Origin of the sequence: Terrabacter sp. Ter38 (genome assembly GCF_024519435.1) — a bacterium.
Taxonomy (GTDB): domain Bacteria; phylum Actinomycetota; class Actinomycetes; order Actinomycetales; family Dermatophilaceae; genus Terrabacter.
In genome coordinates this window covers 185,224-206,774 of the sequence record NZ_JALJRZ010000009.1, presented here as the reverse complement: position 1 = coordinate 206,774, position 21,551 = coordinate 185,224, and the positions used below count along the sequence as shown (strand labels likewise).

The window sequence follows — 21,551 nt, the reverse complement described above, 5'->3', positions numbered from 1 at the left end:
GAGGGCTCAGGGCGACGGCGTGCCGGCTTCGTCCCCGGGCCCGATCGTGGTGTGCCCGCCCACCGACCGTCGCACCGCCAGCGGCTCCGCCGCGCGGCGGGTCTCGACGGCCGGACCGGTTCGCCGCGCCCAGTCGCCGTAGCGCTGCGCCCAGGGTCCCGCGGTGAACCCGTGGAGGACGACGCTGAGGAGCACGGTCGTGGCAACCGCGCCGATGACGGTCTGGACGGCGGGGTCCGCCGCGCCGAGGGTCTCGTAGGTGATGAGCGCGAAGACGACCGAGGCGAGCCCGCGCGGCCCGAACCAGCCCACGAAGAGCACCGTCTCCCTTCGCAGTCCGGTCCCGACCAGACAGAGTGCGACCGGCAGCATCCGAAGAGCGGTGAGGGAGAGTGCCGCGAAGAGCATGCTCTCCCACCGCACCATCCAGTCGAGGTGGTGGGCGACGGTGATCCCGAAGAGCAGCCACACGGCGAACCCGAGCAGCGCCGCGAGCCGGTCGGTCATCTCCAGCCCGGCGTGCGTGTGCCTCGAGTCCCTCTGGGCGGCAGCGTATGCCGTCCCCGCCACGAAGGCGGCGACGAACCCGTTTCCGCCGATCTCGACACCGCCGTAGTAGGCGAGCACGGGCACCGAGAGCGTCGCGACCGGCAGCAGCGCAGACTCCGCCCACCCGGCTCTGCGCGACCGCTCGATCAGCCGGCCGGAGGCATATCCCGCCACGATCCCGACCAGCGCTCCGATCGCGAGCTCTCGCAGGGCGTCGACGAGGGCATCCTCGGGTGTGACTCCGGCAGCAGCAGCGACGGCGAACAGCACCACGGGAGTTGCCATCCCGTCGTTGAGTCCGCTCTCGACGTTGAGGATGCGCCTCACCCGGACCGGTACAGCCGGGTTGAGGACCGTGGCCGCGCCGAGTCCGGCGTCGGTGGGAGCCAAGGTGGCAGCGAGGAGAAGTGCCAGCCAGACGCTGGACGCAGGGAAGATCCCGCGGGCCAGCAGGTAACCGGCACCGATCGTCAGGGGGAGCCCGATGAGGAGCAGGCGGCCGGTGAACACCGAGTCACCGCGCACCTCGCGTGGCTGCAGCTGTGCCGCGTCGTGGAAGAGCGTCAGCGCCAGCGTCACCTCGGCGATGGTGCGGCTCGTCCTCGTGTCGGCCCCGCTCGTCAGGGCGAGGCCGAGCACGATGCCGGCCGCGACGAAGACGATGGGGCCGGTCAGGTGCGCCCGGCCGACGCGGGCCGACTGGGTCACGAAGACGATGACCAGCAGCGCGAAGACCGCGACGACCCACGTCATGTGCCGGCCGCCGCGGCCTAGCCGGACCCGGATCCGGCGCCGTCGGCGAGCCGCTGGAGCAGGAGGGCCTGGGCCACGATCATCTTCTCGATCTCGCTGGGGTCGACGCTCTCGTCCGACGCGTGGATCCGCGCGGCCGCGACGTCCTCCGGTCCCCACAGCACGAACTCAGCGCCGGGAGCGGCCGTCTCGAGCGTGCGCAGCAGCGGGATCGACCCGCCGCACCCCGCTTCTCCGGCCGGGCGGCCGAAGGCCTCCGCCAACGCGTCGCGCGCAGCCGCGTACCCCAGCCCGTCCGTCTTGCAGAGGAACGGAGGGGCCGCCTTGGTGCGCTGCACCTCGACCTTGGCGCCCCAGGGAGCGTGCGTCTCGAGGTGTGTCACCAGGGCGTCGAGCTCTGCCTCCGGCTCGGACCCCGGGACGATCCGCATCGAGATCTTGGCCCTGGCCTCGGGGATGAGCACGTTCGAGGAGGTCGCGATGTTCGTCATGTCGATGCCGATCGCGTTGACGGACGGGCGGGCCCACAGCAGGTCACCGATGCGACCGGTGCCGGTCAGCTCGACCCCGTCGAGCACGTCGGCGCTCGACCGGAGGTCGTCCTCGGTGAGGTCCGCCCCGTCCCACACGCTGGTGGACGCACCGGCGATCGACACGTTGCCCTCGTCGTCGTGCAGGGTCGAGAGCAGTCGAGCGAGGGCCATCATGGCGTCGGGCGCCGGACCGCCGAAGACGCCCGAGTGAAGCGGGTGTTCGAGGGTGCGCACGGTGACGACACAGGCGACGTCTCCACGCAGCGCCGTCGTCAGCGCCGGCTCGCCGACACGGAGGTTGCCCATGTCGCAGATGACGAAGAGGTCGCAGGCGAAGAGCTCGGGATGGGCCTCGACGAAGGCCTCGAGGTTGCTCTCCGTCTCCTCCATGCCCTCGAGGATCAGCTTGACCGTGCAGGGCGGCTTTCCGTCGAAGACCCGCAGCGTGCCGAGGTGGCTGACGAGCCCGCTGATGTCATCGGCGGCACCGCGGCCGTAGATGCGGCCGTCGTCCTTGTGGGTCGCCGTCCACGGGTCACTTGTCCACCCCTGCTGTGGGGGTGCCGGCTGGACGTCGTAGTGGGCGTAGAGCACCACGACCGGCGAGCCCTCAGGCCCCTCGATCTCGGCATAGATCGGCGGGTAGCCCGAGGGCACCTCCATGAGCTCGGCGTTGGTGAAGCCGACGTCACGGAACATCTGCAAGGTCGTGGCCCCCATCTGCTCCATGGGCTCCGAGGGATACCCGGGGAAGGCGATCGACGGGATCGCCACCAGCTTCTCGAGGTCCTCGATGACCCCGGGCATCAGGGCCCGGGCCTTGTCGGCAATCTCGTCGGCCTGCATGGTCTCTCCTTCGGGGTGGTCAGGTGGCGCGGTCAGGTGGCACGGTCAGGCGGGTCAGAAGAAGATCCCGCCGATCAGCGCGCCGACGGCGATGGTGACCACGGACATGACGAGCATCGGGACGAAGAAGCTGTGGTCGAGCAGCTTCGTGCCGAGCTTGGTCGTGCCCGTGAGGTCGAAGTTGGCTGCGGCGATCTGCGTGCCGTTAGCGGGCAGGGTGTAGACGCCGCTCAGGGCCCCGGCCCACATGCCCGTGACGACTCCGACCGGGAGGCCCGCGGCGAGGCCGATGGGGACGATGGTCCGCGTCGCCGTCGACTGGCTCGTCGTCAGTGCGGCGACGAGGAAGACGGCCAGGGCGAAGATGAACTGCCAGCTCGTGACCCATCCGCCGATGGTGCTGACGATGTAGTCCTCGTGGGCCGAGATGAAGGTGGCGGTGAGCCAGGCGATCCCGAAGAGCGCGATCGCCGAGATCATGCCGGCCTTGAAGACGGACTGGTCGGGAACGGTCTTCACCTCGGGGCGCCCGAGGAAGAGGATCGCGACGCCGACGACGAACATCACCATGACGATTGTCGTCGTCATGTCGATGGGCACGGCGGCCTCGCCCTCGGCAGCGAACGCCGGTCGCAGCTGGGGAAAGAGGCCGAAGACGACGATGAGGATGACGCCGGCGAGGAACGCGAGCGCGGAGTTGCGCCCCTCCTTGGTATAGGTCAGCCTCGAGGAGGCCGACTCACCCTCGATGGCCTGCTGGGGCGCGGCGAGCTCGCCGGAGGCGATCCTGGCCTGCACCTCGGGGTCGTCGTCGAGGTTCTTCCACATCCGGTTCACGACGAGCGAGGTGACGACGATGCCGATGACGCACGACGGGATGGTGATGGCGAGGATCTGCGTCAGCCCGAGGTTGTAGGGCGCGACCTCGGTGAGCGTCAGCATCGCGGCCATGGCGGCAGAGACAGGTGAGGCGGCCAGGGCCATGCCCGACTGGACGACAGTCACCGTGAGCGGCCGCGCGGGGCGGATGTGGTTCTTGTACGACACGTCGTAGATGACCGGGAGCAGGGGGTAGATGATGTTGCTCGTCCCGGCGCCGATCGAGAAGAGGAACGCCGTGAGGGGTGCGATGAGCGTGATCTGCTTGGGTCGCTTCTCGATGACCCCTGCTGCGACGTAGACCATCCAGTCGATCCCGCCGGCTGCCTGCATCATCGCTGCGGAGGTGACGACGGCGAGGATGATCGCGAGGGCTGCTGCGGGTGGCTCGCCGGGCGGCTCGCGGAAGACGAAGACGAGCACGAAGGTGCCGAGGCCGCCCCAGAGGCCGACGCCGACGCCGCCGGCGCGGGTTCCCATGACGATCGCCCCGAGCACCACGAGTGCCTCGAGCACGAAGCTGACGCTCATGTCGTTCCTTCCTCGCGAGATGCCCGGTCGGTCAACCGGCGGGGCACTGGGTGGCGAGCGACTCGTTCAGGGCCGCGTACGCTGAGCTCACGTCCTTGAGCGACGACGTGAGCTGCGGTGCGGCGGCGGTGAACGCCTCGTTGCTGGCGGCGGCCAGGCTCTGGCGGAAGGCGTCGAGGTTCGCGCGCAGCGTGGAGACGGCGGAGTCGAACCGTCCCTCGGTCACGGCCTGGAACTGGTCGAGCTTGGCGAGGGCGGCATCGACCTTGGCCGTGAGCGCGTCGACCTTCGCACCGTCCGGTTTGAGGGCGCGCATCTCCTCGACCGCCGTGGTGAGATTCTTGGCGTTGCTGCACAGGTCCTGCGTCGCCGGAGCGGTGGCACAGCCTCCGAGGACGAGGGTCGCCGATACGGCCACGGTTGCTGCCGTTCGACGCAGTGTCCGGCGTCTCATGCGCTCACTCCTGCGCTGGTTGGGTGACGATCGCGACGAGGTTCTGGCAGGCCAGCACCATGTCGTCGAGGGCGATGTGCTCACTGGTGGCGTGCTCGTCGACCATGCCGGTCGGCAACGCCACGCACGGGATCCCCTTGGCGTTGAAGTAGTTTCCGTCGGTGCCGCCACCTGACTTCCGTGGCGTGACCTCGAGCCCGAGGGACCGGGTCGCAGCGGCTGCCTCTCGGTAGGGGAGGGCGTCCTCGGCGATCTTGTACGTCCTGTAGACCTCCTCCGCCGCGAAGTCCACCGTCGCACCGGCCTCGCGGGCCGCGCGCTCGAACGCGCTCCGCATCGCCTCGAGCTGCTCGTCGAGCTTGTCCTGGTCGTGGCTGCGCGCCATCCCCTCCAGCTCGACCGTGCCGGGGATGACGTTGCGGGCCTCGCCGCCCCGGATCGTGCCGATGTTGGCGACCGTCTCCTCGTCGATGCGTCCGAGAGGCATCGCGGCGATGGCCTGTGCGGCCACCCGCACCGCGCTGATGCCCTTCTCGGGCTCGACGCCCGCGTGGGCCTTGCGGCCGTGGACGGTGATGGTGAGGTAGACCGAGGTGGGGGACCAGTACGTGATCGACCCCATGACCCCGGCGGTGTCGAGCACGAAGCCGTGCGTGGCCTCGAGTCGGCTCACGTCGAGGTGACGTGAGCCGACCAGACCTCGCTCCTCGCCGACGGTCGACACGAACTCGATCGTCGGGAAGGACCAGTGGCGGTTGGCCTGCAGCAGCCTCAGCAGCTCGAGGCAGCCAGCGATACCAGACTTGTCATCCGCCCCGAGGATCGTCGACCCGTCCGTCCGGATGACGCCGTCGTCGCCGATGATGGGGACGATCCCCCGGTCGGTGCCGGCCGTGTCCATGTGCGTCGACACGAGGATCGTCCCGGGCCGTGTGCCGGGGTAGACGGCGATGATGTTGCCGATGTCGTCCTTCGTGGTCGAGCAGCCCAGCTCACGGAAGCGGGCCTCGAGGATCGTGCCGATCGACTCCTCGTGGCCTGTCGGACTGTCCACGGCGACGAGCCCGAGGAACGTGGCCAGCAGGCGGTCACGGTCGACGGAATCCGTCGGCCGTGGTCCGCCCCTGGCCACGGAGGTCACGCCAGGGCCCGGCTCTTGATCTGCGCGAACTCCTCGGGCGAGATGGCGCCGGCGTCGAGCAGGGCCTTGGCCTGCGTCAGCTCCTCGATGGAGGACGTCTTGGGCGCGGCGACGGTGCGGATGTAGTCCTCCTGCGCCGCCATCTGCTCCGAGTTGCGCTTCATGGTCCGCTCGGCCATGCCCCTGCCGCGGACGATGACGTAGACCAGGGCCGAGATGAGCGGGAAGAAGATGAGCACGACGACCCACAGGGCCTTGGCGACGCCGCCCAGGGACTCGTCACGGAAGAGATCCCCGAAGATCTGGAAGAGCATCATCAGGTAGGCGACGAAGAAGAAGGACCAGACGAGCAGCCAGAAGAAGCTCCAGAAGTCCATGGTGAGGACCGACCTTTCAGTGCCACCGTGTCCGGCAGCGTTCGAGTGGATTGACCAACTGTCGAGCCCCACACTCATCCGCCGGGGGCACCGCGGCATCGCTCTCCCAGAGCGAGATCGGAGCTCACCGGAGCATTGAGGAGGGTCCGCTTCCCCCCGGATCGTCGACGACCCGGGTCGAGGTGACCTCGAGGCCCAAAGCGGTCAGCGCGGCGAGGACACCGACGAGCTCCTGGCTGTCGTGCACGTGGACGTTCAACGTCGTGCTCGTGCCGTCGCTGTCGGCCCAGACGGCATACGGCCACACGTCGCGCTCGTCGACGTCACCGGCCACGACCACGATCGCTCGCATGCTCGACCCCTCTCGCGACGGGCATCTCGCTCGTCTCTGTCGCAGGATGTCGCACGCGTCGACTGGGGCGCGTCATCCGCTGAGGGGGAGATGAGCGCAGGATGGTCGGCGACGACCGCTCGGTCCGCGCTCGCGGTCCGTCCTAGTAGAGATCCAGCTCGGCGGCCCGACGGATGGCGGCCCGCCGACTGCCCACGCCGAGCTTCTGGTAGATGTGCGCGATGTGCGTCTTCGTCGTGTGCAGCGAGATGAACTCGGCCTCGGCGATCTCGGCGTTGGTGAGGTTCGTCGCCAGGTACTGGAGGATGACGCGCTCGCGGTCGGTGAGGCGCTCGCTCCACCCGGGCACGTGGTGCTCGTGCTCTCTCGCCAGGCGTGCGAGCACCTGGGTGAGTGCGGCGGGGTGGCTGGTCCCGTGGCGCAGATGGGCCTTGAGCAGGTCGACCATCCTCTTGCCGCCGGCGATGAAGGGTCCGTAGAGCTGGTCGGGCTCGGCGGCGGCCAACGCCCGTTCGAGCGAGAGGTGTGCGTCGGCTCGGCCCAGCATCGACCGGGCCTCCGCCTCGATGCAGCGCGAGAGACACGTGATGTGCACGAAGGCGTTGTCGACGGGCACTCGGTCGAGCTCCGCGAGCGCACCGGCGGGATCCCCCGCCATGAGCAGGACCCGGGCCCGGTGGGCGGCGGCGAGCCTGTACTCGGGTTCCGCCGGGGCGGACGACGCCAGCGCGGCTGCCTCACGCGGCCTGCCCTCGGCGATGAGGGCGAGTCCTTCGAGGCCGTCGAGCATCGAAGGACCCCAGGGCGGGACGGTCCCGGACCCGAACTCCATCGCGATGGCGGCGATGCTGGCCCGAGCCGCCTTGACGTCACCGAGCGCCAGACAGGTCTTGGCGTGGAAGTTCAGCATGAGCCCGTGCATCTGCGTGTCGAAGGGAAACACCATCGACAGACTTCGTTCGAGCTGGGCCCTCGCCTGCGTCAGGTTTCCTCGCCAGTAGTCCAGCCAACCGAGGTAGGCGACAGCGGGAGCGAGCGTCACGAGCCCGACCCAGCCGCGCTCGGCCGCTCGGGCCAGCACGTCGACGGCGAGGTCGTGCACCTCCGTGAGCCGGCCCTCGGCGATCGCGGGGATGCAGGACTCGGCCAGGGCGGTCAGCTCGAGAGCGAGCAGACCGGTGTCGTGCGCGGTCGCAGCGGAGGCCCGGAGCATCCCGAGCGGCAGAGCTTCATCGGTCTGGAGTCGTGCCTCGCCCATCCCGACGAACACCTGGACGGAGGCCTGGAGCGCCGGGTCCGGCACACGCCCGCCCCGCGAGAGCCGTTCCAGCATCGCCTCGCCGGACTCGACAGCGGCGCCCAGACCCTGGTCGTAGCCGGTGAGGAACAGCTCGACGATCGTGGTGCGCTCCCTGAGCCCGTCCTGGTCCTGCTCGGGCAGCCGTTCCACGGCACGTCGGGCGGCGTCGATCTCGCCCCGGGCGGCGTCGAGCCGGCCGCGGCGCACGAGCACCAGTGCCTGGGCCAGATGTGCGTCGCCGCCGTCGGCGACGGCGTGCGGGAGGTGCTGCACCGCGTCCATGACGGCATCCACCCGGCCTTCGAGGAACAGCTCCAACCAGTGCTCCGAGAAGATCCGGGCCGCCGTGTCACCGTCACCTGCAGCGACCGCGTGCCTGATCGCCGTCGGTGCGTCGACGGAGACCCACCACGCCGCCGCCGCGGAGTGCAGCTCGACGGCGCGCTCGGGCTGGTCTGTCGACAGCCGACGTCGGATGTGGCTGGCGAACAGCGGGTGCCACTCGTACCAGGGCTCGTCCGTGGCGGCTGCGCCGCGCGAGAGGAAGATCCCGTCGGCGAGGCACTGTTCGAGGAGCATCTCGGCCGTGGTCGTGCCGCGCATGCTGTCGATGAGGGACGGGCACACCCGTTCGTCGAGGCAGCTGTCGAGGACGAAGTCCCGCAGCTCGCCGCTCAAGGCCGCGAGGACTTCCGTCGCCAGGTAGTCGGCCAGGGCTCGGTCGCGGCGTAGCTCGGTCGGCACGTTGCGCGGCCGGTCGGGTCGGTCGATGTGGCTGGCCGCGAGGATGGCCATGCGTACGCCCGCGGGCCACCCGCCGGTGGCATCGTGGATCGTGGCGACCGTCTCGGCGTCGAGCTCGAGACCGGAGGCCTTGACCGCCTCGGCCGTCTCGTCCGCGCTGAAGGCGAGCTCGTTGTGGGCGAGGTAGGTGAGGTGGTCGTCGAGCCGCAGTCGCTGCAGTCGAAACGGCGGCATCACCCGCGCGCCGATGAGGACGCGCATGTTGTCCGGGGCCCATCTGAGCAGGTGGTTGACCACCGCAGCCGATGCCTTCGACCCCGTGAGGTGCTGTGCGTCGTCGAGGGCCACGACGAGGGGCTCGGCGGTGTCGTAGAGCGCCTCGAGCAGCGCGTCGACGAGGGTGAGGGGCTCGGCGCGCAGTGACGACGCCCGGAGCGGGGCCAGCGCGGCGGTGAGCTGCGCCACGCCGGCGAGGCTGGCCGCAGCCAGCAGGTCCGACACCAGACGCACGGGGTCCCGGTCGGAGTCGTCCACCGTCAGCCAGAGACCCGCGCCGCGGACCCGCTGCCGTCCGACGGTCGTGGCGAGCAGCGTCGACTTGCCGAATCCCGCCATGCCCGCGAGCACGGTGACCGGGCGCTGCTCGATCAGCAGCGTCAGCCGCGGGCGGTCGATGGCGCCTGGGGTAGGGGGAGGCAGGGACATGCGGGCGTGCCGTGGTCCGACCATCTGAGCCCCTGTCTCCAAGAGGTCACCCCCGTTGAGGGATGTGGGGATGACCTGACACGGGACAGCGTAGTCATCTGAGCGACCGTGGCGAAAGATGTCGCCGCGTCCGGGAGGTGAGGCTCACCATGCAGGTGTACGAGATCGTCGTCGACGGACAGCTGTCGGCGGACCTGGCCGACGCGCTCGGCCCCATCCCGAGTCGAGACGTCGCGGGCGCGACGGTCCTCAGCCTCCCCAAGGCCGACCCCGACGCCCTGCGGCGCGTCCTGGCCCTGCTGGAGACGCTCGGGATCGGCGTGACCGCGGTGCACCAGGTCGGCGCCCCCGGCGCCCCCAACGACCCCGCGAACTGACCGTCGTCGTCGAGGGGTGGGGCAACTCATCCTCGTGGAGCGATGCACGGGGACAGTGCCGGGACGAGTGTCGTCGTGTCAGTCGAGAGTCGCCAAGGAGGCAGACATGAGTGTCAACGTCGATGTCGGACCGATCGACTACCTTGCGCTGGAATTTCCCGGCGCCAGGCTCACGGGGGAGGGGATGGCCGAACTGGTCCGGCTGGTCGACGCCGGCGTCATCCGCGTTCTCGACATGCGAGGGCTCGTCCGCGATGCCGACGGGACGGTGACCGCGGTCGCCATCACCGACCTCGACGGGGACGGCACGCTCGACCTCGCGATCTTCGAGGGAGTCGAGTCCGACCTGCTCGACGAGGAGGACCTCGCGGCGGCCGCCGACCTGGTGCAGCCCGGGAACGCCGTGGCCGTCCTCGTGTACGAGAACACGTGGGCCGGGCCGTTCGTGTCCGCGATGCGACGTGCCGGTGCCGAGGTCGTCGCCAGCGTGCGGCTCCCCGCGGATGCGGTCATCGCGCGTCTCGAGGCGCTCGAGGCCGCCTCCGGGGACGCCGACTAGTCGGACGCAACAGAGCCCCCGCCGGCCGACCCGGCGGGTGGGCACCGAGGACGAACCGCAGTCGAGAAGGAGGAGAACACATGGGACTACTACGTGGCGTGGCCCGCACGGCCGTCGTCGCCGGGACCGCGACAGCCGTGTCCAACCGCGTGTCACGCCGGCAGGCCGGTAGGTGGGCAGCCCAGGAGGAGCAGCAGGTGCAGCAGCAGGCGCCGCCGCAGCAGTATGCGGCGCCGCCGCAACAGCAGTACGCGCCGCCTCCACCCGATGCCCCTGACCCCGACGCCGACCTGGCCCGTCTGCAGCAGCTCGGTGAGCTGCGCGCCTCCGGTGTGCTGACCGAGCAGGAGTTCCAGACGCAGAAGTCGCGGATCCTCGGCCTCTGACCGAGCCACCCTTCGCGTGGTCGTGCCCGTGCACTCCAAGGGAGAGCACGGGCACGACCACGCCGTCAGACGACGTGGATGGGGCGGATCGGCTCGAAGGGGCGGATCTCGTCGTCGCCCGGCTGGATGATGCCGCAGGACGACTCCGGGACCTCGCGCCAGGCGCCCGGCAGGTCCCGGAGCGGCTCGGACACGACGAGCCGTGTCTCGTCACCGAGGTTCCGGAGCATCTCCAGCTCCGGGTGGAGCTCCCTCAGCTGGGTCACGTCGGTCGAGTGGAACAGCGTGCGGCTCTGGTGCTGCGACGAGTAGCGGAAGGCCCACACACGTTCGCCGTCGCTGGTCGCCAGGGTGGCCTGGACGGGGTTGCTCATGCCGCGGCGCTCGGCGAGGTCCTCGACGAGCCCGACGGCTCGCGCGACGGCGCCGACCGGGTCGTCCTGCAGGCCGAAGGTCAGGGCGAGGAAGAAGAGCGCCTCGGAGTCCGTCGATCCCTCCACGTCGAGGTAGAGCGAGGGGTCGATGGCGAACATCAGGTCACGCTTGAGCTCGTGGAAGCCGAAGACGGCGCCGTTGTGCATCCAGAGCCAGGAGTCGTGGCGGAACGGGTGGCAGTTGCTCCGTTGCACCGGGGTCCCGGTGGAGGCCCGGACGTGCGCGAACATGAGGCGCGTGCGCACCTGGGCGGTGAGCTCACGGAGGTTCTCGTCGTTCCACGCGGGGTCGACGCTCTTGAAGACCGCCGGTCTGGGGCCCTCGCCGTACCAGCCGATCCCGAACCCGTCGCCGTTCGTCGTCGTGGCGCCCATCCGGGAGTGCAGGCTCTGCTCGATGAGAGAGTGCTCGGGTTTGAAGAGGAGGTCCTCGGCGAGGATCGGGTCACCCGAGTACACCATCCAGCGGCACATACCTCCATGGAACGCGCGGCCCCCACGGCCGACATCACTCCCGGGGGATGAAGCGGAAGGCCCCGACGGAGGAGGATGGACGTGCCGCCGGCGTCGTGGGGTGTCGATCGGGCGGGTACGTATCGGTCGGTGGACCGCCCGGGGCGGTGCACGACCTCAACCGAGTCCCAGGAGAGACCCTTGATCTTCATCACCGCGAAGTTCCCTGTGAAGCCCGAGCACGCCGACGAGTGGCCCGAGATCTCGCGGGCCTTCACGGAAGCCACCCGCGCCGAGGACGGCTGCCTGTGGTTCGACTGGTCGCGCAGCCTGGACGACCCGACCGAGTACGTCCTCGTCGAGGCCTTCCGTGACGACGCAGCCGGAGGCGCCCACGTGCAGAGCGAGCACTTCCGCGAGGCCACCTCGAGCCTGCCGGGCTACCTCTCGGCCACCCCGAAGATCGTCAACGCGACGGTCGACGGGACCCAGTGGTCCGAGCTCGGCGAGATGGCGGTCGGCGAGTAACCGAACGGCCACTCCGACAGCGGATTTCGGCGTATTTCGCCAACCGGGCGACCGTCCGCTATGGTCTACCTCGCACCCACGGAGCCTCGGCTCCGAGGGCCTGGCAGGCGGACGTAGCTCAGTTGGTAGAGCGCAACCTTGCCAAGGTTGAGGTCGCCGGTTCGAGCCCGGTCGTCCGCTCCGCTGGAAGGGCCCGTCGACTCACGTCGGCGGGCCCTTCTGCACGTGCGGGTGCGCGTCCGTCGGGCCGGTTCACGCGCCGGCGCCCGTCCGGTCCGTAGGCTGTCGGCCATGGCTGCGGCGAGCAAGGCACCGGCGGTCGAGATCGAGGTCGGCGACCACATCGTGCGCCTCTCGAGCCCGGACCGCGTCTACTTCTCCGAGCGCGGTGAGACCAAGCGCCACCTCGTCGACTACTACCTGTCCGTCGGTCCCGGGATCGTCAACGCCCTGCGTGAGCGGCCGTGCATGCTGCACCGCTTCCCCAAGGGCGTCGACGGGCCCAAGGTCCACCAGAAGCGGCTTCCCGCGGGTGCCCCGCCGTGGGTCGAGACCGTGCGTCTGCACTTCCCGCGCTACGGCCTGCACGCCGACGAGCTCTGCGTGACCCGTCTCGCCGACGTCATCTGGGCGGTGCAGATGTCGACGGTCGAGTTCCACCCCTGGAACAGCCGTCGCGCCGACACCGAGAGCCCCGACGAGTGGCGCATCGACCTCGACCCGATGCCCGAGTGCGGCTTCGAGAAGGTGCGGCGGGCCGCGGCCACGACCCACGAGATCCTCGACGAGCTCGGCGCCGTCGGCTGGCCCAAGACCTCGGGCGGCTCCGGCCTGCACGTCTACGTCCGGATCGCTCCTGACTGGGGCTTCAAGGACGTGCGCCGCGGCGCGCTGGCCTTCGCCCGCGAGGTCGAGCGGCGGCTGCCCGACGACGTGACGACGACGTGGTGGCGCAAGGACCGCTCGCCGAAGGACCTCTTCGTCGACTACAACCAGAACGCGCGCGACCACACCATCGCCGCGGCCTACAGCGTCCGGGGCAACCCGCGCGGCACCGTCTCGGCCCCACTGGCGTGGGACGAGATCGCCGACGCCGAACCACAGGACTTCACCATCGCGACCATGCCCGAGCGCTTCGCCCGCCTCGGTGACCTGCATGCCGGCATCGACGACGCCGTCTTCGACTTCAGCACGCTGCTCGAGTGGGCCGACCGCGACGAGCGAGACGGCAACGACGTGCCCCCCGAGCCCGACGACGCGGGGGCCTGACCCATCCGCGTGGTCCACGACGCCGAACCACCGTCACGACGCACCGCGACGACGCTGCACCCTGCCGCCGCACGTCCGCACGTCCGCACGTCCGCACGTCCGCACGCCCGCGCGACCGCCGATTCGCGGTCCGGGGGCTCCACGGGTGAGGATCGGGGTGACGCATGACCACCAGAGGAGACACCGTGACCGTCCTGCACGACTTCAAGGCCACCTCGATCGACGGCGGGGAGGTGTCGCTGGGCGAGTACGCCGGTGACGTCGTCCTCGTCGTCAACACCGCCAGCGAGTGCGGCTACACCCCGCAGCTCGGCGGCCTCGAGCAGCTCTACGAGACCTACCGCGCCCAGGGCCTGACCGTCCTCGGCTTCCCGTGCAACCAGTTCGGCGGTCAGGACCCGGGCAGCGACGAGGAGATCGGCGCCTTCTGCCAGAAGAACTACGGCGTCAGCTTCCCGATGTTCTCCAAGGTCGACGTCAACGGCGCGGACGAGCACCCCGTCTACACGTGGCTCAAGTCCGAGAAGGGCGGCCTGCTCGGCAAGAAGATCAAGTGGAACTTCACGAAGTTCCTCGTCGCCCGCGACGGCACCGTCATCGGCCGCTACGCGCCGACGACCGAGCCCGCGGACCTCGCCGGTGACATCGAGAAGGCCCTCTCCGCCTAGGCCTACGATCTGCGGGTGGACCACGCCCGCTTCGCCGACCGGGACGCACACGGAGTCGTCGACGTCCGCCACGGCCAGGAAGCCCTCGACGCGATGACGCGCGAGGGCTTCTGGGCCGTCGTGGCCACCTTCGAGGGTGCCGTGACCGCCGTGCGCTTCGCCGAGGTCACCCCGAGGGCGTATGCCGCCGGGCAGGCCGCCGCGGCCGCCCGGGTGCCCGCCGTGGCGTGGCAGCCGCTCGACCGCCACTGGCGCACCTCGCTCGATCGGACGGCATACGTGGGCGCCGTGCGCGAGGTGCGCGAGCGCATCGCGGCTGGGACCGTCTACCAGGTCAACGTCTGCCGCGTGCTCAGCCACGCGCTACCCCCGGAAGCCGACCTCGACGGCCTCGATGCTCTTCTGCGACAAGGCAACCCGGCGCCGCACGCGGCACGCATCCGGTGCGATGCCGCCGGCCTCGACGTCGTCAGCGCCTCGCCGGAGCTCTTCCTCGGGCGTCGTGGTCGGCACCTCGTGACCCGCCCGATCAAGGGCACCGCCACGACCGCCGAGCAGATGCTGCCCAAGGACCACGCCGAGAACGTCATGATCGTCGACCTCATGCGCAACGACCTGTCCGGTGTCTGCGAGCCCGGGACCGTCTCCGTCGACGAGCTCTGCACGATCGAGGCGCACCCGGGCCTCGTCCACCTCGTCTCCACGGTCAGCGGGCACCTGCGTGACGGCGTCGGCTGGAGCGACGTCTTCGCGGCGGCCTACCCTCCGGGGTCGGTCTCCGGAGCCCCGAAGTCGAGCGCGCTCACGGCGATCCTGGACCTGGAGACGGTGCCCCGCGGCCCGTACTGCGGTGCCGTCGGATGGGTCGACGCCGACGCCCGGGCGGCCGACCTCGCCGTCGGCATCCGCACCTTCTGGGCAGAGCGAGACGCCGCGGGCCGGCGCTGGTTGCGGTTCGGCACGGGCGCCGGCATCACCTGGCACTCCGACCCGGAGGGGGAGTGGGCCGAGACGGAGCTCAAGGCCGCGCGGCTCATCGGGTTGGCGGCGGGCACTGTGACACCATGATGGCTCCCGTCGGGCGCCTTCCGGGCGGCCGCCGCGCCCCCAGGAAGGGACCATGAGCACGACCACGCGCGTCTGGGTCAACGGCGATCTCGTCGACCCGACCGGCCCGTCCGTCTCCGCCCTCGACCACTCGGTCACGGTCGGCGACGGTGTCTTCGAGACCGCCAAGATCGCCGCCGGGCAGCCCTTCGCGCTGACCCGCCACCACCGACGACTCGAGCGATCCGCAGCAGGGCTCGGTCTGCCCCCTCTGGACCTGGCCATCGTCGACAAGGGTGTGGCTGCGGTGCTCGACGGGCCCGCGATCGACTTCGGCCGGCTGCGCTACAGCGTCACCGGGGGCGTCGGACCCCTCGGGTCCGACCGCGGCGACGCGTCGCTGACCTACATCGTGGTCGCGGCTCCGCAGGCGCTCCCGCCCGCGAGCGGGAAGCTCACCGTCGTCCCGTGGACGCGCAACGAGCGCTCGGCCGTCGTCGGGCTCAAGACGACGTCCTACGCCGAGAACGTCGTCGCGCTCGCACGCGCCAAGCAGGTCGGCGCCGTCGAGGCGGTCTTCGGCAACACCCGCGGCGAGCTGTGCGAGTGCACCGGCAGCAATGTCTTCGTCGTCGTCGACGGCGTCGTGCTGACACCACCGGCCGAGTCGGGCCCGCTCCTCGGCATCACCCGCGAGCTCACCATCGAGTGGGGCCGCGCCGCCGGCCTCGACATCCGCGAGGAGACGCTACCGCTCGACGTGCTCCACACCGCCGACGAGGTCTTCATCACGAGCTCGACGAAGGACGTCCTGCCCGTCCACGCCGTCGACGACCGGGAGCTGTCCGCCAACGGCCCCGTCACGACCGAGCTGCAGCGGGTCTTTCGCACCAACGCCGAGCGGAACGGCGACCCGTGACCGGCGAGGATCGCACCCGCGACGAGACCCGACCTCCCGTCGACTACTCCGACGCGAACGTCACCCTCGACGCGGGAGAGGACCGCTGGGCCTGGCGGGCGCGCCTGCGCCGCAACCGCGTCACCCACCTCGTCTGGCGCACGGCCGTCGGCGTCGTCGGCGGCATCGTGACGATCGGTGGCCTCATCATGGTCCCGGCGCCTGGGCCCGGATGGCTCGTCGTCTTCTTCGGCCTGCTCATCCTCGCGAGCGAGTTCGAGTTCGCCCAGCGCTGGCTCGACTTCGCCCGGCGCCACGTCAGCCGCTGGAACGACTGGATCATGGACCAGGCGATCTGGGTGCGCGGTCTCGTCGCCCTCGGCACCCTGCTCATCGTCTGGGGCGTCATCTGGGGCTATCTCGCGTGGGCGGGCATCCCGCCGTTCGTGCCCCAGTGGGCCGAGCAGCTGCTGACGCAGGTGCCCGGCATCGACTGAGACGCGACCCGGCGAGGGGCGATTACCGCGACCGTGCCAGCACCGGCTATTGTTTGGCTCCGTCACCCCGACGCCAGCCGGACCTCATGTCGGCACAGGGGTGCCCGGACGTGTAGCTCAGCTGGTTAGAGCGCTCGCTTCACACGCGAGAGGTCAGGGGTTCGAGTCCCTTCACGTCCACCGACCGACGAAGGTCGGGCGAGCCCTTCACGGAACGACGGCTCCGACGAACCGGATGAAGCACGGGGACGGGCACTCGTCCCGCCTGTAGGCTCCACCTGTGAACGCTCTTCACGCGGAACGAGACCGCTCGGGCGCAGGCCGACCCGGCACCGGCGTGCGCACCCAGAACCTCGGCTGACCGTGGCCGTGCCCACCGACCGACCTGATGTCGGAGAGCGCACGTGGAAGGAACACGTCCCCGGTCTACGACTGGTGCGCTCCTACGAGCGGTCCTGGCTGCCGAAGGACGTCGTCGCCGGCCTGGTCCTGTCCGCGTTGTTGGTGCCGCAGGGAATGGCCTATGCGCAGCTCGCCGGGCTGCCGCCCGTCACGGGGTTGTACACCTCCATCTTGTGCCTGATCGGCTATGCGGTCTTCGGGCCCTCGCGGGTCCTCGTGCTGGGACCGGACTCGTCGCTGGGGCCCATGATCGCGGCGACGATCCTTCCCCTCCTGCTCGCCGGGGGAGACCCCGCCCGAGCCGTCGCGCTCGCCTCGATGCTGGCGATCATCGTCGGCGTCGTCATGGTCGTCGCGGGACTGGCGCGGTTCGGCTTCGTCGCTGACCTGCTGTCGAAGCCGACCCAGATCGGCTACATGAACGGGCTGGCGCTCACGATCATCGTCGGCCAGCTACCAAAGCTCTTCGGCTTCTCCACCGACGCGAGCGGTCTCGTGGCCGAGGCCAACGCCTTCCTGTCCGGGCTGTTCACGGGCTCGGCCAACCGTACGGCGGCCGTCATCGGGGTCAGTGCCCTGGCCGGCATCCTGCTCCTGAACAGGTTCATCCCCAAGGTCCCGAGCGTGCTGGTGATCGTGGTGCTGACCGCTGTCGTGGTCAAGGTGTTCGACTTGCAGGCCCACGGGGTCGACACGGTCGGTGTCCTCCCACAAGGCCTCCCGACCTTCACCATCCCGCAGGTGGGCTGGGGCGACGTCCCGCCCCTCCTCCTCGGGGCGCTGGCCATCGCCGTCGTCGCTCTCGCCGACACGATGTCCACGGCCTCGGCCTTCGCGGCCCGCAAGGGCGAACGCGTCCAGGGGAACCAGGAGATGATCGGCATCGGGGCCGCCAACGTCGCCGCTGGAGCCTTCCAGGGCTTTCCGGTCAGCACCAGCGGGTCGCGGACCGCGGTGGCGGAACAGGCCGGCTCCCGGTCCCAGGTCACCGGGGTGGTCGGCGCCGCGGTGATCGCCGCCGTCCTGCTCTTCGCCAACGCCCTCATGCAGTACGTGCCCCAACCGACGCTCGGGGCCATCGTCATCGCGGCGGCCGTGTCGCTGACCGACGTCGCGGGCACTCGTCGCCTCTGGCTGCAGCGCCGGACGGAGTTCCTCCTGTCCCTCATCGCCCTGCTCGGTGTGGCCCTCCTCGGGGTGCTGCCCGGCATCCTCATCGCGGTAGGTCTGTCCATTCTCAACGTCTTCCGCCGCACCTGGTGGCCGCACCAGGCCGAGCTCGGGCGCGTCGAGGGGGTTGATGGACTGCACGACACCGACAGCTACCCGGATGCCGAGCGGATGCCCGGGCTGGTCGTCTACCGGTTCGACGCGCCGCTCATCTTCGCCAATGCCCGGACCTTCGGCGAGACCGTGCGCGCGATGGCCGACGACGACCCCGCGCTGCGCTGGATCGTCGTCGCCGCTGAGCCGATCACGGACGTGGATACCACGGCCTCGGACATGCTGGAGGAGCTGGACACGTGGCTGAACGAGCGTGGGGTGTCCCTCGTCTTCGCGGAGATGAAGGATCCGGTGCGTGCGAAGATCGAGCGGTACGAGCTGACCCGCACCATCGCCCCTGAGCACTTCCTCCCCACCGTCGACGAGGCCGTCGCGGAGTTCAGGCGCCAGACCGGTGCGAGCTGGCGCTCCCCGAAGGAGCCGGCATGACGACGTCCGACCCCGGCGCCAGCAGCAGCGCCGTTCGCAGAGCCTCGGCAGCACTCGCCCTGACAGCGTTCGCGGCCGCCTTGCTGTTCCTCGTGGTCGTCTCCATCCGGCGCTGGGACGTCCTGATGGCCAGTGTGGTCTCGCTCGGGGTGGCGGTGGTGGCCGCGTGGTACGTCGTGTCCCGCCGGGGCGCCGTCCGGGCAGCTGCCGCTGCGCTCGGGGTCATCGCCCTGCTCGTCTTCGTCGTGGTGATCCTCGCGAGCCAGAGCGGTCGGGTGCTGGTAGTCGGGCTCGCACTCGCGGCGATCTCCACAGCGGCAGCCGGCTACGCACTGGCCCCGACAGCGCAGGCCGACGACGCCGAGTCCGCGCCCAGGGCGAGGCAGGCGGTCCTCATCATGAACCCGCGTTCCGGCGGGGGCAAGGTCGAGCGGTTCGGCCTCGTCGACCTCTGCAGGCAGCGGGGTGTCGAGCCCTATGTCCTCAACCCCGGCGACGACCTGCGAGCGGTGGCCGAGGACGCGGTCGCCCGCGGCGCGGATCTGCTGGGGATGGCCGGAGGGGACGGCTCACTTGCGCTCGTCGCCTCGATCGCGAGTCGGCACGGTCTCCCCTTCGTCGTCGTGCCCGCAGGGACACGCAACCACTTCGCGCTCGACCTGGGCATCGACCGCGAAGACGTGCCCGGGGCGCTGGATGCCTTCGACGACGGCGTCGACACGAGGGTCGACCTCGCTGAGATCAACGGGCGCGTCTTCGTCAACAACGCGTCGATGGGCGTCTACGCCAAGGTCGTGCAGTCGGCGGACTACCGGGACGCGAAGGTGCAGACCGCCTCGGCCCTGCTGCCCGACATGCTCGGACCCGGGGCCAACGCTCTCGACCTGCACTACACGCTGCCCTCCGGTGAGGAGGCCGTTCCGGGTCAGCTGCTGCTGGTGTCGAACAACCCTTACGATCTCGCTCACCTCCGCGGCGGGGGCACGCGAGAGCGGCTCGACAGCGGCGCGCTCGGGGTGGTCTCGCTGCGAGTCGGCTCGGCGGCGGACGCAGAGAAGCTCGCCGCCCTGGAGATGACCGGTCAGGTCCAGCGCTTCTCCGGGTGGGATGAGTGGACGGCGTCCGAGTTCGACGTGCGCTCTGCGGGGCGCGTGGAGGTCGGCGTCGACGGGGAGGCCCTGGTCCTCGACCCCCCGTTGCGCTTCACCATCCGCCCCGGCGCGGTCACGGTCCGACTTCCGCGCGCGGCCCTTCGACGGGCGCGTGCTGCCCGCCCCGCACGCATCACTGCCAGGTCGACACTCGCTGCGCTCTGGCAGGTCGCGACCGGGCGGGAAGCGGGGGCCGGATGAGCGGTCCGACCCCGCCCGAGCCTGTCGAAGCGCTGCTCGCCAAGGGCCTCGCGGGTCGCGGCTCGCCTCGCCTGACCGGGGTCGTGCGGCTGCTGCGGAGATTGGACACGGCCGACCGCGGCGCCTATCGCGCCGTTGCAGAGCTGAACACACCGTGGCTCGACGAGCCTCTACGCCGGGCGTCTGCCTTCGCCAACTTCTCCAAACCCTGGCTCCTCGTGGCGGGGGGAATGGCCGCATTCGGTGGGGCGAGGGGGCGCCGTGCCGCCCTCACCGGGGTAGCCGCGATCGGAGTGACCTCCCTCCTGGTCAACCAGCCGATGAAGCTGGCAGCCCGTCGTCGCCCGCGGCGCACCGAGCTGGGCGTGCCTGAGTCCCGATGGGTGGGCATGCCGTCATCGGCCTCCTTCCCTTCGGGGCACTCCGCGTCCGCGGCGGCATTCTGCGTCGCTACCAGCGCGGTGGTGCCGGAGCTGCGATGGCCCCTACGAGTGTCTGCGGCAGTCGTGGCGTTCTCGCGCGTGTACACCGGGGTGCACTACCCCGGCGACGTCCTGGTCGGTGCTTCCGTCGGTGCCGGACTCGGACGCGCGTCCTCGACCTTGGCCTCCCGGCTGCGCCACCGATGACCGAAGCTCCCGGCGCTCCGGGACCATTCGTCGCCGGGCCAGGTCCTCGAGCGACGCTTCCCACGCGAATCGCCCTTCATCGTGATGCCGGACCTCGGGACTCTGCCACCTGCTCCGTCTGCAGGTCGGCTCGGTCGGCCGACCGCGGACCCGGGCATCCCACAGCAGCTTCGGACTGGACAAGGGGGGCGCTCAGAACGGAGTGGGGATGAAGCGAGGCGGCAGGGCCGGGGCGTGGTAGTCGCCCGGTGCCTGACGCTCCGGCAGCTCGACGTCCTTCGCCTTCAGCGGCTCGTAGGGCACCTGGCTCAGCAGATGACTGATGACGTTCAGCCGGCCGCGTCTCTTGCTGTCCGTGTAGGCGACGTTCCACGGGGCCCACGGGGTGTCGGAAGCAGCGAACATCGCATCGCGAGCCCGGGAGTAGTCGTACCAGCGGCTGTAGGACTCCAGATCCATGTCGGAGAGCTTCCACACCTTGCGCGGGTCATGGATCCTGTTCTCGATCCGGCGGGTCTGCTCGTCGGAACCGACCTCGAGCCAGTACTTGAGCAGGATGATGCCCGAGTCGACGATGGCCTTCTCGACGGCAGGGACCTGCTCGAGAAAGCGGTCGGTCTGGGCGGGCGTGCAGAAGCCCATCACCCGCTCGACCCCCGCTCGGTTGTACCAGCTGCGGTCGAAGATCACGACCTCACCGGCCGCCGGGAAGTGCGTGATGTACCGCTGGATGTACATCTGTGACCTCTCCCGGTCGGTCGGCGACGGCAACGCGACCACGCGGAAGACCCGCGGGCTCACGCGCTCGACGATGCGCTTGATCGTGCCGCCCTTGCCGGCCGTGTCCCGCCCCTCGAACACGACACACACCTTGGCACCGGACGCCTTCACCCACTCCTGCATGGACACGAGCTCCGCCTGCAGCAACGCCAGCTCCGCCTCGTAGGCCTTCCGACCCAGTTTCGCCCCAGCCGGGGACGCGTCGCGGTCACCCGCGGCTCGGGCGCGCAACACCTCGCTGGGGTTCGACTCCCTGGCCTTCTTCTTGCTCATCGCTGGCCTCCGGCGCTGCGTCGTCGCGTCTGGGCGTCGTCCGGTCCAGGGTCTCGCCACGGCGCCCTCGTAGGTTACCTCCGACGCCGCCGCAGCGGTCGAGCCTTCCTCAAACCTGGGCG

The 21,551-nt window shown here is 70.3% G+C and carries 22 protein-coding genes and 2 tRNA genes; 14 read left to right on the top strand and 10 right to left on the bottom strand.

Going from position 1 to position 21,551, the window contains the following annotated elements:
* Window positions 1-6: 6 nt before the first annotated feature.
* From NR112_RS17920 to NR112_RS17885, 8 genes are all read right to left on the bottom strand, one after another.
* Entirely contained in the window at window positions 7-1,302 is a 1,296-nt protein-coding gene (locus NR112_RS17920) for a sodium:proton antiporter (RefSeq protein ID WP_256795646.1), read from the bottom strand.
* Window positions 1,303-1,319: 17 nt separating this feature from the next.
* Window positions 1,320-2,681 carry a M20/M25/M40 family metallo-hydrolase gene (locus NR112_RS17915; protein ID WP_256795645.1) on the bottom strand — a complete coding sequence of 454 codons (1,362 nt, stop codon included), beginning with the start codon at window positions 2,679-2,681 and terminating at the stop codon, window positions 1,320-1,322.
* Window positions 2,682-2,735: 54 nt separating this feature from the next.
* Window positions 2,736-4,091, bottom strand: coding sequence for an anaerobic C4-dicarboxylate transporter family protein (locus NR112_RS17910; RefSeq protein ID WP_256795644.1), 1,356 nt, complete (start codon window positions 4,089-4,091; stop codon window positions 2,736-2,738).
* 31 nt (window positions 4,092-4,122) lie between these two features.
* On the bottom strand, window positions 4,123-4,545 hold the full coding sequence (locus tag NR112_RS17905; RefSeq protein ID WP_256795643.1) for a hypothetical protein: 423 nt from the start codon (window positions 4,543-4,545) through the stop codon (window positions 4,123-4,125).
* Window positions 4,546-4,549: 4 nt separating this feature from the next.
* Window positions 4,550-5,677 carry a M20/M25/M40 family metallo-hydrolase gene (locus NR112_RS17900; RefSeq protein WP_256795642.1) on the bottom strand — a complete coding sequence of 376 codons (1,128 nt, stop codon included), beginning with the start codon at window positions 5,675-5,677 and terminating at the stop codon, window positions 4,550-4,552.
* Window positions 5,678-5,682: 5 nt separating this feature from the next.
* Window positions 5,683-6,063, bottom strand: coding sequence for an SHOCT domain-containing protein (locus NR112_RS17895; RefSeq protein WP_256795641.1), 381 nt, complete (start codon window positions 6,061-6,063; stop codon window positions 5,683-5,685).
* A 124-nt stretch (window positions 6,064-6,187) separates the two neighbouring features.
* Window positions 6,188-6,415 (bottom strand): hypothetical protein, encoded by a 228-nt coding sequence (locus tag NR112_RS17890; protein WP_256795640.1) that lies wholly within the window; start codon window positions 6,413-6,415, stop codon window positions 6,188-6,190.
* A 142-nt stretch (window positions 6,416-6,557) separates the two neighbouring features.
* Window positions 6,558-9,164 carry a LuxR C-terminal-related transcriptional regulator gene (locus NR112_RS17885; RefSeq protein WP_256795639.1) on the bottom strand — a complete coding sequence of 869 codons (2,607 nt, stop codon included), beginning with the start codon at window positions 9,162-9,164 and terminating at the stop codon, window positions 6,558-6,560.
* A gap of 149 nt (window positions 9,165-9,313) precedes the next feature.
* On the opposite strand from NR112_RS17885, the gene NR112_RS17880 reads away from it, so the two are divergent.
* The 3 genes from NR112_RS17880 (at window position 9,314) to NR112_RS17870 (ending at window position 10,486) form a co-directional block, all read left to right on the top strand.
* On the top strand, window positions 9,314-9,541 hold the full coding sequence (locus tag NR112_RS17880) for a hypothetical protein (RefSeq protein ID WP_256795638.1): 228 nt from the start codon (window positions 9,314-9,316) through the stop codon (window positions 9,539-9,541).
* Window positions 9,542-9,647: 106 nt separating this feature from the next.
* Window positions 9,648-10,100 carry a DUF6325 family protein gene (locus NR112_RS17875; RefSeq protein WP_256795637.1) on the top strand — a complete coding sequence of 151 codons (453 nt, stop codon included), beginning with the start codon at window positions 9,648-9,650 and terminating at the stop codon, window positions 10,098-10,100.
* Between the two features lie 80 nt (window positions 10,101-10,180).
* Window positions 10,181-10,486 (top strand): SHOCT domain-containing protein, encoded by a 306-nt coding sequence (locus tag NR112_RS17870; RefSeq protein ID WP_256795636.1) that lies wholly within the window; start codon window positions 10,181-10,183, stop codon window positions 10,484-10,486.
* 65 nt (window positions 10,487-10,551) lie between these two features.
* On the opposite strand, the gene NR112_RS17865 is transcribed toward NR112_RS17870, so the two are convergent.
* On the bottom strand, window positions 10,552-11,382 hold the full coding sequence (locus tag NR112_RS17865) for a class II glutamine amidotransferase (protein WP_256795635.1): 831 nt from the start codon (window positions 11,380-11,382) through the stop codon (window positions 10,552-10,554).
* A 192-nt stretch (window positions 11,383-11,574) separates the two neighbouring features.
* On the opposite strand from NR112_RS17865, the gene NR112_RS17860 reads away from it, so the two are divergent.
* From NR112_RS17860 to NR112_RS23210, 11 genes are all read left to right on the top strand, one after another.
* On the top strand, window positions 11,575-11,901 hold the full coding sequence (locus NR112_RS17860) for a putative quinol monooxygenase (protein WP_256795634.1): 327 nt from the start codon (window positions 11,575-11,577) through the stop codon (window positions 11,899-11,901).
* Window positions 11,902-12,008: 107 nt separating this feature from the next.
* Window positions 12,009-12,081, top strand: a tRNA-Gly gene (locus tag NR112_RS17855).
* A gap of 111 nt (window positions 12,082-12,192) precedes the next feature.
* The gene (gene ligD, locus NR112_RS17850) at window positions 12,193-13,170 is read left to right on the top strand and encodes a non-homologous end-joining DNA ligase (RefSeq protein WP_256795633.1); all 978 of its coding nucleotides are present in this window, start codon (window positions 12,193-12,195) and stop codon (window positions 13,168-13,170) included.
* 185 nt (window positions 13,171-13,355) lie between these two features.
* The gene (locus NR112_RS17845) at window positions 13,356-13,838 is read left to right on the top strand and encodes a glutathione peroxidase (RefSeq protein WP_308337407.1); all 483 of its coding nucleotides are present in this window, start codon (window positions 13,356-13,358) and stop codon (window positions 13,836-13,838) included.
* A 15-nt stretch (window positions 13,839-13,853) separates the two neighbouring features.
* Complete coding sequence (locus NR112_RS17840) at window positions 13,854-14,906, top strand: chorismate-binding protein (protein WP_256795631.1); 1,053 nt, start codon at window positions 13,854-13,856, stop codon at window positions 14,904-14,906.
* A 52-nt stretch (window positions 14,907-14,958) separates the two neighbouring features.
* Window positions 14,959-15,804, top strand: a complete 846-nt coding sequence (locus tag NR112_RS17835; RefSeq protein ID WP_256795630.1) for an aminotransferase class IV — start codon at window positions 14,959-14,961, stop codon at window positions 15,802-15,804.
* Complete coding sequence (locus NR112_RS17830) at window positions 15,801-16,280, top strand: TIGR02611 family protein (protein ID WP_256795629.1); 480 nt, start codon at window positions 15,801-15,803, stop codon at window positions 16,278-16,280. The genes NR112_RS17835 and NR112_RS17830 overlap by 4 nt, the downstream gene beginning before the upstream one ends.
* 106 nt (window positions 16,281-16,386) lie before the next feature.
* A tRNA-Val gene (locus NR112_RS17825) sits at window positions 16,387-16,460 on the top strand.
* A 189-nt stretch (window positions 16,461-16,649) separates the two neighbouring features.
* Entirely contained in the window at window positions 16,650-18,395 is a 1,746-nt protein-coding gene (locus NR112_RS17820; protein WP_256795628.1) for a sulfate permease, read from the top strand.
* On the top strand, window positions 18,392-19,747 hold the full coding sequence (locus NR112_RS17815) for a diacylglycerol kinase family protein (protein ID WP_256795627.1): 1,356 nt from the start codon (window positions 18,392-18,394) through the stop codon (window positions 19,745-19,747). The genes NR112_RS17820 and NR112_RS17815 overlap by 4 nt, the downstream gene beginning before the upstream one ends.
* A complete protein-coding gene (locus NR112_RS23210; RefSeq protein WP_374512928.1) occupies window positions 19,744-20,376 on the top strand; it encodes a phosphatase PAP2 family protein in 633 nt (210 codons plus the stop codon). Before NR112_RS17815 ends, NR112_RS23210 begins: the two co-directional genes overlap by 4 nt.
* A 192-nt stretch (window positions 20,377-20,568) precedes the next feature.
* Here NR112_RS23210 and ppk2 read toward each other — a convergent pair whose 3' ends face one another.
* A complete protein-coding gene (ppk2, locus tag NR112_RS17810; RefSeq protein ID WP_256795626.1) occupies window positions 20,569-21,429 on the bottom strand; it encodes a polyphosphate kinase 2 in 861 nt (286 codons plus the stop codon).
* Between the last annotated feature and the right edge of the window lie 122 nt (window positions 21,430-21,551).